This is a genomic window from Marinovum sedimenti (genome assembly GCF_054052205.1).
In genome coordinates, this window is record NZ_CM133223.1 from 208,320 (window position 1) to 221,836 (window position 13,517).

General features: G+C 63.6%; 8 protein-coding genes. 4 read left to right on the top strand and 4 right to left on the bottom strand.

The annotated features are described in order from the left end of the window. The gene (locus tag ACW9UO_RS01045) at positions 1-1,980 is read left to right on the top strand and encodes a LysM peptidoglycan-binding domain-containing protein (protein ID WP_457087176.1); all 1,980 of its coding nucleotides are present in this window, start codon (positions 1-3) and stop codon (positions 1,978-1,980) included. 130 nt (positions 1,981-2,110) lie between these two features. Here the strand turns inward: ACW9UO_RS01045 and ACW9UO_RS01050 are convergent, their stop codons facing one another. The 4 genes from ACW9UO_RS01050 to ACW9UO_RS01065 form a co-directional block, all read right to left on the bottom strand. Then, positions 2,111-2,512 carry a lysozyme inhibitor LprI family protein gene (locus tag ACW9UO_RS01050; RefSeq protein ID WP_457087177.1) on the bottom strand — a complete coding sequence of 134 codons (402 nt, stop codon included), beginning with the start codon at positions 2,510-2,512 and terminating at the stop codon, positions 2,111-2,113. Between the two features lie 98 nt (positions 2,513-2,610). Then, positions 2,611-4,440 carry an ABCB family ABC transporter ATP-binding protein/permease gene (locus ACW9UO_RS01055; RefSeq protein WP_457087178.1) on the bottom strand — a complete coding sequence of 610 codons (1,830 nt, stop codon included), beginning with the start codon at positions 4,438-4,440 and terminating at the stop codon, positions 2,611-2,613. A gap of 144 nt (positions 4,441-4,584) precedes the next feature. Next, positions 4,585-8,319: an efflux RND transporter permease subunit gene (locus tag ACW9UO_RS01060; RefSeq protein WP_457087179.1), complete on the bottom strand. Its 3,735-nt coding sequence runs from the start codon at positions 8,317-8,319 to the stop codon at positions 4,585-4,587. After that, positions 8,316-9,632 (bottom strand): efflux RND transporter periplasmic adaptor subunit, encoded by a 1,317-nt coding sequence (locus ACW9UO_RS01065; RefSeq protein ID WP_457087180.1) that lies wholly within the window; start codon positions 9,630-9,632, stop codon positions 8,316-8,318. The genes ACW9UO_RS01060 and ACW9UO_RS01065 overlap by 4 nt, the downstream gene beginning before the upstream one ends. A 285-nt stretch (positions 9,633-9,917) precedes the next feature. Here ACW9UO_RS01065 and ACW9UO_RS01070 point away from each other — a divergent pair, with 285 nt between their 5' ends. The 3 genes from ACW9UO_RS01070 (at position 9,918) to der (ending at position 13,482) form a co-directional block, all read left to right on the top strand. Continuing rightward, a complete protein-coding gene (locus ACW9UO_RS01070; protein WP_457087181.1) occupies positions 9,918-10,574 on the top strand; it encodes a hypothetical protein in 657 nt (218 codons plus the stop codon). A gap of 81 nt (positions 10,575-10,655) precedes the next feature. Further along, positions 10,656-11,975: a PQQ-like beta-propeller repeat protein gene (locus ACW9UO_RS01075; RefSeq protein ID WP_457087182.1), complete on the top strand. Its 1,320-nt coding sequence runs from the start codon at positions 10,656-10,658 to the stop codon at positions 11,973-11,975. Positions 11,976-12,018: 43 nt separating this feature from the next. Further along, on the top strand, positions 12,019-13,482 hold the full coding sequence (der, locus tag ACW9UO_RS01080) for a ribosome biogenesis GTPase Der (RefSeq protein ID WP_457087183.1): 1,464 nt from the start codon (positions 12,019-12,021) through the stop codon (positions 13,480-13,482). Positions 13,483-13,517 lie beyond the last annotated feature (35 nt).

Sequence of the window (13,517 nt, forward strand, 5' to 3'; positions counted from 1 at the left end):
ATGACGAATTGGACAAGAGTGTTGGGCGGGGGGGCTGTCGGCGTGACCGTGGCGGTTGCGGCCTATGTGGCGTGGTCGGTGGACGGGTTTTATGACGCCGATCCAGCCGGTGAACCTGCGGCGGCCCTTGTTCCGGCACCGTCCTCCGATACCGCGCCCTCCGAGCCGGTTGCAGCCGAAACCGGTGCTGGCACGTCAACGCCTAACGCCGCCGTCGCCGAATCCTCCGAGGTGGTCACGGATCAGCCTGCATCGCCCCCACTCGCCGCCCCCACCTTCGATCTGATCCGCATAGAGCCTGACGGCGCGGCTTTGGTGGCCGGACAGGCCTTGGCCGGTGCCGACGTGACCGTCTTCCTCGACGGTGACGGAATCGCGGCGACCCGCGTCGGCAGCGACGGCAAATTCGCCAGCCTGATGGACATCCTGCCCAGCAGACAGCCGCGCGTGATGACCTTGTCGATGCGAATGGGCGCGGAAGAGGTCTTTGCCGCGTCCGAGATTATCGTCGCCCCCTTCGGCTCTAAATCCGAGCCAGAGCAAGGTGCCGCTTTGATGCCAGAGGGCGCGACCAGCCCGGACGACACCGCAAGCGAACCGCCTGTCCCGGTGGACGTTGCCGCCTTGGTTCCCGGAGATACCGCTCAGGCGACAAACGCCCCGCGTGTTCCCGCGCCCGAAGCCGCCCAAACGGCTGACGCGCCGGTGGAGCAGGTGGTGCCAAACCCGCTGCCCGACCAAGAAGAAACGGCGCAGGCCGCCGGCACCTCTGACGCGACGGGCGATGCTGTCGCAACAACAGACGCGCCCAGCCCGGATCCTGCGCCCGATACGGTCGCCTCCGGCGAAACCGAAGCAACGCAGAACACCCCTGAAAATCTGACAACGGCCACGGCAACAACAGACGCGGACACCACGGCTCCAAACCCGACACCCTCGGCCAATCCGTCGCAAGACGGTCAAAATACGGTGCCCAACCCCGTCCAGCCTAAGGCCGATACCCCGTCAGAATTTGCCGACGCACCCACCCGCGAACTGCCAGCCAACGGCAGCAATGTCGACAAACCGTCGACCCCTGACAGCACATCAGCCACGGTCCAACCGCGCACTGAGGCAGCAAACGCGCAAGCGGCAACGCCCATAGAACAAGCGCTTGCGCCGACCGCCGATCCAGTGGTCTCTTCCACAAATGACGCGGAGGTTTCCGCCACTGAAATCGCCGATGCCCCCCAGTCCGAGAGCCAAAAGCCCGCCCAGATTCTCACCGACGGCCCCGCCAATGCCGAGGCATCCACACCCGCAAATAAAACGCAGGAGAGCGACAGCGAAGCGCGGACCAAGACCGCGCTCGCCATTGATGCGCCCAAGCCCAAACCGTCAGACACCGCCATAAATGACACCGCCACAATTGACCCTGCCAAAGACACCCCAACGCTGCTTGCCTCAGACCAAGACGGCGTGCGCGTGCTGCCGGGGCCAGAGGTGCTCGACCGGGTGGCAATCGACACAATTTCTTATGACGACGCGGGCGACGTGGCGCTGGCGGGGCGCGGGGCCGGAACCAGCGGCGGCGGCTTTGTCCGGGTCTACCTCGACAACACGCCGATCACGTCGTCTCGCATTCGCCCTGATGGCTCGTGGCAGGTCGATCTGCCCGAGGTCGACAAAGGCGTCTACACCCTGCGCGTCGATGAAGTCGGCGCCAACGGCGAAGTCAAATCACGCGCCGAAACGCCGTTCAAACGCGAAGACCGCGCGCTGCTCGAACGGGTGTCCGAAGACGCCGAAGGCAACGGCCCCGTCAAGATCGTGACCGTTCAGCCCGGCAACACCCTGTGGCAGATCGCGCGCGATCGCTATGGCGAGGGCTTGCTTTACGTCCGGGTGTTCAAGGCCAACACCAGCCAAATCCGCGACCCCGATCTGATCTACCCCGGCCAAGTCTTCGACCTCCCCGAAGAGGCAGAGACCGCCAACTGACACCGGTCCAAATCATGCTCAAACCTCTGCCGAGAGCACCCCTGCTTCTTCTGTTTGAAAATACCTCGGGGGGAGGCCAAAGGCCGATGGGGCAGGGCCCCGAACTCCACGCCAACCGCAATCACCTGCGTTATCGACCCGGCAAAAGCCCCGCATCAACCTGCAACCCGCCGAACGGGCTTTTCGCACAGCCAAACCCCGGCGGCAGCCCATCATCCGGGGCCAAATCGATGATACGCTGCTCATACCGCCGCCGCAGGCAAGACACCGCGCCGCCGCAGGTATCGCGCCATTGCAGCCAAAGCGCCTGATCGCGTTGCAAGGCTCCGCGGTTGCGGCGCGCCCCGTGATCGCGCGCCTCATAGTACAGCCGCGCCATCACCCGGTCGAGATCCCCAAGCAACAGCGTCTGGCAGATCGCCCGTTCCGAGGCGGTCAACCGTCCGTTGCAGGGAAAGCTTGGCGTTGACAACGCGGGCAGAGCCGCCAGAAGCGTGGCGGCCAAAACGGCCGGGCCCAAGACATGTTTCATCACTGTAGTGTCCTCGCAAAATGCCCCTGCGATGACCCAAAGCTAGCACGGCGGGGCCAGCACACCTAGCCCCGCTCGCGTGGACGTGAAGCGCGCGCTTAAGCCGCCTCATCCTCGGCCTGTTGGCGACGCCACAGGCTGGCATAGCGGCCATCGCGCTCAAGCAAGGCGCTGTGCGTCCCGCGCTCGACAATCTCGCCGTCTTGCAACACCACGATAAGATCGGCCTCGGCCACCGTCGACAGCCGGTGCGCGATCATCAACACCGTGCGCCCCTTGGCGGCCAACTCAAGCGCGCCTTGGATCTCCTGCTCGGTCTCGCTGTCCAGCGCCGAGGTCGCTTCGTCAAGCAGTAGGATCGGCGGGTTCTTCAGCAAGGTGCGCGCAATGCCCACACGCTGTTTTTCGCCCCCCGACAGCTTGAGCCCGCGTTCGCCGACCGTGGTGTCGTAGCCATCGGGCAGCGAGCTGATGAAATCGTGGATCTGCGCGGCCTTGGCGGCCTCGATCACCTCTTCGCGCGTTGCCCCTGCGCGGCCGTATTCGATGTTGTAATAGATCGTGTCGTTGAACAGCACCGTATCCTGCGGCACCACGCCAATGGCGTCATGCAGGCTGTCCTGCGTCACGTCGCGCACGTCCTGACCGTCGATGGTCAAGGCGCCAGCGGTGACATCATAGAACCGAAACAGCAGCCGCCCGATTGTGGATTTACCCGACCCCGAGGGGCCGACGATGGCGATTTTCTGCCCGGCCCCAGCGGTAACACTCACCCCTTTAAGGATCGGACGCGCCGCATCATATCCGAAATGGACATCGTTAAGGGCAACTTCACCGCCGCTGATCTTCAACGCCGGCGCGCCGGGTTTGTCCGAGATTTCAGCGGGTTGCTCCAGAAGGTTGAACATCTCTCCCATGTCGACAAGGCTCTGGCGGATCTCACGATAGACGGTGCCAAGGAAGTTGAGCGGCATGGTGATCTGGATCATGTAAGCGTTGACCATGACAAAATCGCCGACGGTCAAATCACCGCGCTGCACCCCCAAGGCGGCCAAGACCATCACACCCACCAACCCGGCGGTGATCAGCAGGGACTGGCCGAAATTCAGGAAGGCCAGCGAGTATGAGGTCTTGAGCGCGGCCTTCTCATAGCCCGCCATCGCCACGTCATAGCGCGCAGCTTCGCGGGCTTCGGCGCCGAAATACTTGACGGTTTCAAAGTTCAGCAGACTGTCGATGGCTTTTTGATTGGCGTCGGTGTCCTGATCGTTCATCTCGCGGCGCAGTTTCACCCGCCATTCGGTCACGGTGAAGGTGAACCAGACATAAAGCGCAATCGTCACCGCGACGACGGCCAGATACCAGACATCAAACAGAAAGAAGAGAACGATGGCGATCAGCAGCAGTTCAAGCACAAGCGGCCCGACCGAGAACAGCATGAAGCGCAGCAGGAACTCGACCCCCTTGACCCCGCGTTCAATGATCCGGCTGAGACCGCCGGTCTTGCGGGTGATGTGATAGCGCATCGACAGGCGGTGAATGTGGGTGAAGGTCTCGAACGCCAGCTGTCGCAGGGCTCGCTGGCCCACGGCCGCAAACAGCGCATCGCGCAGTTGCTGAAAGCCGTTGGTCAGCAGGCGGGCCATGCCATAGGCCACGGTCAGGCCGACCGCGCCGAGCATCATCGCCGAAGCCTCGCCGCCCAAGGTATCGACAGCTGCCTTGTAAAGCATGGGCGTGCCGACGGCGATCAACTTGGCGAAGATCAGAATGGCCATGGCACCAACCACCCGCTTTTTGACCCAAGGATGATCCTCGGGCCAAAGATAGGGGGCCACACGGCGGATCGTGCGCCAAGCAGAGCGGCGTTCGGCATCGGCGGGTTTTGCAGAGGCGGCCTCGGCGGTTTGCGCGTCAGTGGCTGTCATGTAAGTCTTCTTTCCGTCATCAAAGTGCGGTCATGGCACGCGGGACGCGCAACAACCGAAACCGGGCAAAAATCTTTGAAAGATTTTTTCTCCGAATTTTTCAAAAATTCAGATACGGATTTTATCCAAAAATCCGTTCCCCTCTCATTCTGCTGCACGCAGCGGCAATTCGGGTTGCGTCGCGTCGGCCGGCACAGGCACCGGCGCGGCATCCTCGACCCAAAGGATTTCCGGATGTTTGACCCGCCGCGCTTTGCGGCGCAGCGCCCAGTCGCGCGCGGCCTGGCTTGAACGTCCCTGACCCAACCGCGCCAACAGCCGCGCAATCCAGAACACATAGGTCCAGAACCACACCCGCGCCGCCAGCATCGCCGGGGTGAACACCAGCGTCAGCACCGTCGCGATGCCAAGCCCGAACACCACCGCCGTCGCCAGTTGTTTCCACCACAGCGCCGTCGGGCTGTCGATTGAAAAGCCACCGTTCCAGAAATCCAAGGATAGCCCGACCATCATCGGCGCCAGCCCGGCCATCGTGGTGATCGTGGTCAACAGCACCGGGCGAATGCGGTCTTCTGCGGTGCGCACAATCGCCTCGATCCGCGGCATGTAGCGGCTGTATTCCATATAGGTGTCGATCAGCACGATGTTGTTGTTCACCACGATCCCCGCCAAGGCGACAATCCCGGTGCCGGTCATGATGATCGAAAACGTCTGGTCCATCACCAGCATCCCAATCAGCACGCCAGTCGTCGACAGCACCACCGCCAACAGCACCAGCACCGCGTTATACACCGAGTTGAATTGCGCCAGCAGAATGATGAACATCAACCCCAGCGCCCCGGCAAACGCCGTTTGCAGGAAGGCCTGGCTTTCGGCCTGATCCTCTTGATCGCCGGTCCATTCGGTGGAAACCCCGGCACCAAGAGGCGCGTCGTCCAGCCAATCTGTCAGCAGAGCGATACGCTCGTTGGCCGTCAGGGGAACCGCGCGCAGGGCCTCATCGGCAAGCGCTTCGTCCAGCGCGCTGCGGCTCTGGCCCTCTTCAAAGGCAGTCACGACATAGCCTGTCGCGCCAATGGTCAGCACCTCTGTGTCACGTTCGGTGGCAGCCCGGCCATAGGCCAGAATGCGCGCGCGCGCCCCTTCGCCACGGGCAAAGGTGAACATCCCGGCCCGGACCCCGGCCTTGACGTCGAAATAGCGCTTTTGATCGACGCGGGTGATCTCGGCCAGCTTGGCCACCGGCTTGCGCGTGACGAAGTTCGACAGCGGGACAAGCCCGTCGGCCGTACGCACCTTCAGCGTGTCCAAAGTCGAAAGCACCCGGTCTTTTTCGGGCAGGCGCACGCGGATTTCGATCTCTTCGTCCGAGCTGTCAACCCGCATGGTATCGAGCAGAATGCCGCGCGTCACCAATTGCACCATCGCGCCAACAGTGGCCACATCCGCGCCAAAGCGTCCGGCTTTTTCCACATCAACGTCGATTTGCCAGTCGATGCCGGGCAGGGGCAGCGTGTCTTCGATCAGGTGCAGCCCCGGCGTGGCCTCAAATCTTTCGCGCGCCATGCGGGTGGCCGCGATCAGCTGGTCCCAGTCGTCGCCCTTGATCCGCAGGTGAACCGGCTTGGCCGAGGCCGGGCCGCGGGCTTGGGCCAGGATTTCGATGCGGATGCCGGGGATCTGTTCCAGCTGCGCCTGCAATTCTTCAAGCACGATGTCGCCATCCAGATCGGGCCGGTCGCTGCGGTCTTCCCACGGGATGGTCTCAAGCTGGATCTGGCCGATGGTGTCCTTGGGGGGCTGTGCGCCGCCGGTGTTGGAATTCAGCCCGCCACTGCCCGCAAACGCAAAGGCGTTGTCGATGCCGGGGTGGGCCAGAACGACCGCCTCGGCCTCGCGCACAATCGCGTCTTTTTCCGGCAGCGAGAGGTTGCCGCGCGCCAGCACATAAACGATGGCCTGCTCCGGCTCGCTTTCCACGAAAAACTCGACGCCCTTGCTGTTTTCCGCGAAATAGCCAAAGACCGCGACGACAAAGGCCAACACAGAAGCGGCGGCAACGATGGGCATGATCGGATTGCCTGCGATCAGCTTGATGAACCAGCCAAACAGCGTGCGCTTGCGCCCGGCGCGAATGCGTTTGCGCTGCCAATGAAACTCAACCGCGCCCAATGTGACCGAAGCCATGAACGCTCCGGCCAGAAAGATCGCCGTGCCGAGCCACAGCGGCATGCGGCCCGCCAGCACCTCAGCCGGGGCGTTGGCCAAAAGGTAAGCGGGGTTCAGCACCTGCATCGCGCCGACAAACAGCACCAGCAAGGCGACCGGCACCAGAGCGGCGCGGATGATCCAGGGGAACCGCGCTTCGAGCCATTTTGACGAGTGGTCAAAGGTGCGGCTCATCCGGCCCGTGACGCCGCCCAACACCGGCAAATAGATCAGCGCGACGATCAGCGAGGCGGACAGAACAAAGATCAGCGTGACCGGCAACATCCCCATGAACTGCCCCGGAATGCCCGGCCAGAACAGCATCGGCAGAAAGGCGCAGAGCGTTGTCGCGGTCGACGACACGATGGGCCAGAACATCCGTTTCGCGGCCTCGACATAGGCGTGCATCGGGCCGACGCCGTCGGAAATCCGCTTGTCGGCGTATTCCACCACGACGATTGCGCCATCGACCAACATGCCGACCGCCAAAATCAGGCCAAACATCACAATGTTCGAAATTGTAATGCCCATGAGGCCGAGAAGCACGAAGCAAAGTAAAAAAGATGTAGGAATCGCAAATCCGACGAGGAGCGCAGGCCGCGTGCCCAGCGCCGCCAACACCACAATCATCACCAAAGCGATGGCGGTCAGCACCGAGCCTTCAAGCTGGCTGACCATTGAGGCCACGACGCGGCTTTGATCATTCGAGGTGCCGACGTCGACAGCGGCGCGCAGCTCGGGCGGCCAGTCCTGCTGCGCCTCTTCCACCACCAAACGCACCGCTTCGGCGGTGTCGATCAGGTTAAAGCCTTTGCGTTTCACCACCTGCAAGGCCACCGTTTCCTCGCCGTTAAAGCGTGCGGTGCCGATGCGGTCTTCGAAGGTCAGCTGAATGCGGGCGAGATCGCCGAGCGTCACCACCCGGTCGCCGTTGATCTTGACCGGCAGGTTGTAGATGTCCTTGGGTTCGTCAAAACTCGACGGGATCTTGATGGCGAAACTGCCCTGCGCGGTCTCGACCTCACCCGCCGCAATCAGCTGGTTGTTGTTCTGGACCACACCAATCAATTCGCCGGCGGTGACGTTGTACGCCTCAAGCCGCAGCGGATCGATCAGCACCTCCAGCATCTCGTCGCGGTTTCCGGCAATCCCGGCCTCCAGCACCGCATCCAGCGCTTCAACGCGGTCCTGCAAGTCTTTGGCAACGCGCGCCATTGTACGCTCGGGCACCGCGCCGGTCAGATTGACGATAACGATGGGGAATTCGGAAAAGTTGATCTCGGTGATCGAATATTGCTCGGCCCCGTCGGGAAAGGCGGCCTCGGCGGATTTCATCGCGTCGCGGACATCGGCCATGACCTTGGTCTTGTCCCAGCCGAACTCGAATTCCAGCGCCACACCGGCATAGCCTTCTGAGGCGGTGCCCGACAGGGTTTTCAGCCCATCGAGATCGGAGAGCTCGGTTTCCATCGCCTTAACCAGCAAGGTTTCAGAATCCGCCGCCGAGATGCCGGGGAAGGGAACCGAGACAAACAGCGCCGGGATTTCGATGTCCGGTTCGCCCTCTTTCGGCAGGCCGACATAGGCAAAGCCGCCCGCCAAAAGCGACAGCACAATGAAGGCCATGACCATCCGGGCGCGCGAGGCGGCCCAGTCGACGATACCGGTCATTGTGTCACCTCCGCGCTGGCCTCTCGGAAGGTCGGGATCACCTTGACGCCGTCTTCGACGTATTCCTGTCCCAGCGTGATCACATCGACCCGCTCGGGCAGATCCGCCACCCAGACGCCCTCGCGACTGTCGCGCAACAGCGTGACCGGCAGAAAGGCGACGGTGTTGTCGGGCGTGACGCTGCGCAGGCCCAACGCGCCCGCGTCGTTCAAGGTGAGCGCCGATTGCGGCACCAGATGTGCCATGACCCCGGCGGCGGAAATGCCGATTTCGGCGGTTTGGCCATCCCGGATCGCCAGATCGCTGTTCTCGGCGGTGATTTCCACGCGAAAGGTGCGGGTGGTCGGATCGGCCGAGCGCGACAGAAAGGTAACGTCGCCCGTGACCTCATTGCCATCGGACAGGCGCGCGCCGGCCTTGGCCCCAAGCGCCACGCGCGAGACTTCGGTTTCGGGCACATAGGCCACCAGTTTGATCGGATCGAGCTGGATGATCGTGGCGCAAAGCGCGCCGGGTTGCAGCAAGGCGCCGAGCTCTGCGGCGTCGGATTCGAGCAGCCCGGCGAAAGGCGCGGTGATTTTCAGCCGGTCGATTTCCTTTTGCGCGGCGGCGACCGAGGCTTCGGCCGAGCGGATCGAGGCCTGCGCGCCCTGAAGCCCGGATTTCGCCACCTCAATCCCGGCGCGCGCCGCGCTTACCGAAGCTTCGGCGCTGCGCACGGCAGCTTGGGTCGCGGCGACGCGGGTTTCCGAGGCAAAGCCATCGGACTTGAGCTTCTTGGCGGCGCGTTCGTTGATCTCGGCCTCTTGCAGCCGCGCGAGTGCCTCTTGCAGGCGGGCTTCGGCCTCGGGCACGCCGGCCTCGACGCCGGGCACGCGGGCCTCGGATTCGGCCAGACGGGCCAGCGCCTCATCCATCATCGCGACGCGGGTGCCGGGATCAAGCTCGCAGAGCAATGCGCCCCGTTCGACAAACGCGCCTTTGCGCAGAGGGTCCGAGCGCACGAGACCGCTGGTTTCGGCCTGCACATTCACTTCGCGCGCGGCTTCGGTCTGGCCGCGCAGAATGACGGCACTGTCCACAACGCGGGCCTCGGAGTGGCGGGCAACAACGCGCACGCCCTCGGGTTTGGGGGCAACTTCGGCCATTTGTGTCGGGGCGCTGGCCTCTTCGGCCGCGTCCGGGGTTTCCTGACCAAGCACCTGCGTCAGGTGGTTTTCGCGGGCGAACTCGAACAGCGCCTCGCGTTGGAGCACCACAATCAACAGCACGGCGCTTACCGCAATCGCAGTCAGAACGGGAATAAGTCGCATGCGGTGCTCACTTTGGTTATCACACTGGCCCCTGGGCAGACCTCTGGCCGGATCGACCGGGCCACAGGGCACGCAGCCCGTATAAAGCGACTGCGCTAAACTAACCAGTTCAGAATAGCCATTTCGACAATCTGCCGCAAGCAATGGGCCAAATCGCTTGCAATCTGGATCTGGCGCGAACTGCGGTGGGCGCGGAGCGGCTCTTGGCACTTGGGGCGGGCCGCGCTAAGAGAGGCACAATGACCCGGGGCACCGACGTTTCTGGACGCAGCAAGAGGCAACGCCGTGAGTAACAACGACAGTTTCATCGAAGAAGTGACCGAAGAGGTCCGCCGCGACCGGTTGTTCCTGCTGCTCAAGCGGTATGGCTGGATTGGGATCGCTGCCGTTCTTTTGATCGTCGGCGGCGCGGCATGGCGCGAATATACGCAGGCACAAGATCGTGCCGCGGCCGAAGCCTTGGGCGATTCGATTGTTGCCGCGCTTGAAACCGAGGATGACACCGCCCGCATCGCTGCCCTTGGCGCGGTCGAGGCCGGGTCTGTCGGCGGATCGGCGCTCTTGGCGCTGCTGACCGCGTCTGAGCAAAGCGCAACCGGCCTAGACGGCGAAGCCGCCACAACGCTGGGCGACATTGCCCGCAATGGCGAGGTGCCGCAGATCTATCGCGATATCGCCAGCTTCAAGCTGTTGCTGGTGCAGTCCGAGACGGTGGACGGGGCCGAGCGCCGCAGTGGCTTCGAGGCGCTGGCCCGTGCGGGCAGCCCGCTGCGCCTGTTGGCGGAAGAGCAGATTGCGCTGATTGATGTGGAAACGGGTGACACCGAGGCCGCACTTGAGAAATTTCAGGCCATCCTTGCGGATGCCGAAGTGACCGCGGGCTTGCGCCAGCGCGTTTCGCAGGTGATTGTCGCTTTGGGCGGCGAACTTGGCGCGGCCTAAGCAGGTGACGACCCGCTGACACCGGCCGCCCAGGATAGGGCGGCGTGCGGCGGCATTGGATGACATACGGGGGCGGATCAGGTGAAAACGGCAACGATCAGGACACTTCTGGGCCTCGCGGCGATTTCTGTGCTGGTGTCCTGTGACCGCGCCAGCGATGCGATCCTGCCCGGCGCACGCGAAGCTATTCGCGCCGACGAAGACACGCTCGCCCCCCTCAACGCGCCCGCAGATGCGCTGGGTCTGGCGGCGACAACGCGCAACGCCAACTGGTTTCAGGGCCACGGGTCGCCTGCCACCCGCACCAGTCACCCGGCGTTTGGCACGGCGGTGACGCCGCTGTGGTCGGCACCGATTGGCAAGGGCGACACCCGCAAACACCGCATCACCGCCGATCCTGTGGTGGCCGGTGGCCAGATCTTTACCCTCGACAGTGACGCGCTTGTCACCGCCACCTCAACCGGCGGTGCCACGCTCTGGACCCGCGATCTCGCGCCCGAGCGTGACGGCGCCGGGCAGGGCTCGGGCGGCGGTCTGGCGTTTGGCGGTGGGCGGCTTTACGTGACCTCGGGTTATGGCACCGTCACGGCGATTGACCCGGCCACCGGGGCAGAACTCTGGAGCCAAAAGCTGCAGGCCAGCGGCTCGGCGTCGCCCAGCTATGGCGACGGGCTGGTGTATCTGGTGGCGGGCGACAAGACCGCCTGGGCGCTTGAGGCCGACAGTGGCCGCATCCGCTGGCAGATCGACGGGCTGGAAGACATCAACAACGTACACGGCGGCCCCGCCCCGGCGGTGACCGATCAATATGTGATCTTCGGCTATGGCTCGGGCGATGTGCAGGGCGTGTTCCGCAAAGGCGGGCTGCGGCTGTGGAACGCCACGATTGCCGGGCAACGCGATGGCTTTGCCATCAACCGGGTCAGCGACATCACCGGCGATCCGGTGGTGGTGGGCGATACGGTCTATGCCTCAAATCACTCCGGGCGCCTTGTGGCGCTGAACGTCGGGTCGGGCAAACGCAAATGGACGGTGCGCGACGCCGCGCTTCAGCCGGTTTGGGTGACAGGCGGGGCGGTGTTCTTTGTGTCGGATCGCAACGAGCTTAAGCGGGTCAATGTCTCGAACGGGGCCGATGTCTGGTCGGTCGAGCTTCCGGGCTATACCACCCAGCGTCCACGTCGCCGCGAAAAGATCTATGGCAACTACGGGCCGATTGTGGCCGGTGGCCGGCTGTATGTTGCGGGCGGTGACGGGCAGCTTCGGGTCTATGATCCGGCCAGCGGCCAACAGACCCGCACGGTCGAAATTCCCGGTGGCGCGACCTCCAATCCGGTGGTGGCAAACGGGGTGATGTATATCGTCACCAAAAAGGGCCAGTTGCAGGCCTACGGCGGCTGATGTATCGGGGGCGCTTGATACGTTCCGGAGCCCGAGTAATCTGATGTCCTTTACCCTCGCCATCGTGGGCCGCCCCAATGTGGGCAAATCCACGCTGTTCAACCGCCTTGTCGGCAAACGCCTTGCCCTGGTTGACGATCAGCCCGGCGTGACGCGCGATTTGCGCGAAGGCGATGCCCGTCTGGCGGACCTGCGCTTTACCGTAATCGACACTGCGGGCCTCGAAGATGCCACCGATGATTCGCTTCAGGGCCGGATGCGGCGGCTGACCGAACGGGCGGTCGACATGGCCGATGTCTGCCTGTTTATGATCGACGCGCGGGTCGGGCTTACGCCGGTCGACGAAATGTTTGCCGAGATCCTGCGCAAGAAATCCAAGCACATCTTGCTGGCCGCCAATAAGGGCGAAGGCTCTGCCGCCGACGCCGGTGTGATCGAGGCGTGGAGCCTTGGACTGGGCGAGCCGATCCGGATGTCGGCGGAACACGGCGAAGGGCTGAACGATCTGTACACCGCGCTGGTGCCGATCGCCGACGAGCTGTCGTTGGTGGCGGTCGATGACACGCCGGAAACCGATGTGGCGGTGGGCGAAGACGGCGAAGAGCTGCCAGAGCACACGCCGACCCGATCCAAACCGTTGCAGATTGCCGTGGTTGGCCGGCCCAACGCGGGCAAATCAACGCTGATCAACCAGATCCTTGGCGAAGAGCGGCTGTTGACGGGCCCCGAAGCCGGCATCACCCGCGACGCGATTTCGCTGTCGATTGACTGGGAGGGCACGCCCTGCCGGATTTTTGACACCGCAGGCATGCGCAAAAAGGCCCGGGTGCAGGAAAAGCTTGAGAAGCTGTCGGTGTCCGATGGCCTGCGCGCGGTGAAGTTTGCCGAGGTGGTCGTGGTGCTGCTGGACGCGGAAATTCCGTTTGAACAGCAGGATTTGCGGATCGCCGATCTGGCCGAGCGCGAAGGCCGGGCCGTCGTGGTGGCGGTCAACAAATGGGATGTCGAGCCCGAGAAACAGGCCAAGCTGAAAGACCTCAAAGAGTTCTTCACCCGGCTGTTGCCACAGTTGCGCGGTGCGCCGCTGGTGACGGTGTCGGCCAAGACGGGCAAGGGGCTGGACCGGCTGCACGACGCGATCATTCGCGCGCATGACATCTGGAACCGCCGGGTGACGACCGCCATGCTCAACCGCTGGCTTGAGGCGATGGTTGCTTCGCATCCGCCCCCCGCGCCGGGTGGCCGCCGGATCAAGCTGCGGTATGCGACGCAGGTGAAAACCCGCCCGCCGGGCTTTGTGGTGATGTGTTCGCACCCCGACAAAATGCCCGACAGCTATTCGCGTTATCTGGTCAACGGGCTGCGCGACAGCTTTGACATGCCGGGCACGCCGATCCGGATGACATTGCGCGGGCAGGGCGACAAGAACCCCTACAAGGGCAAGAAGAAGTCCACGCCGTCGCGGCTGCGCAAGCACCTTGGCAAAGGCCGCGCTGACGAGAAATGATTTCGCCACGCCTTCGCGTGTCGACAGGCTGGGGG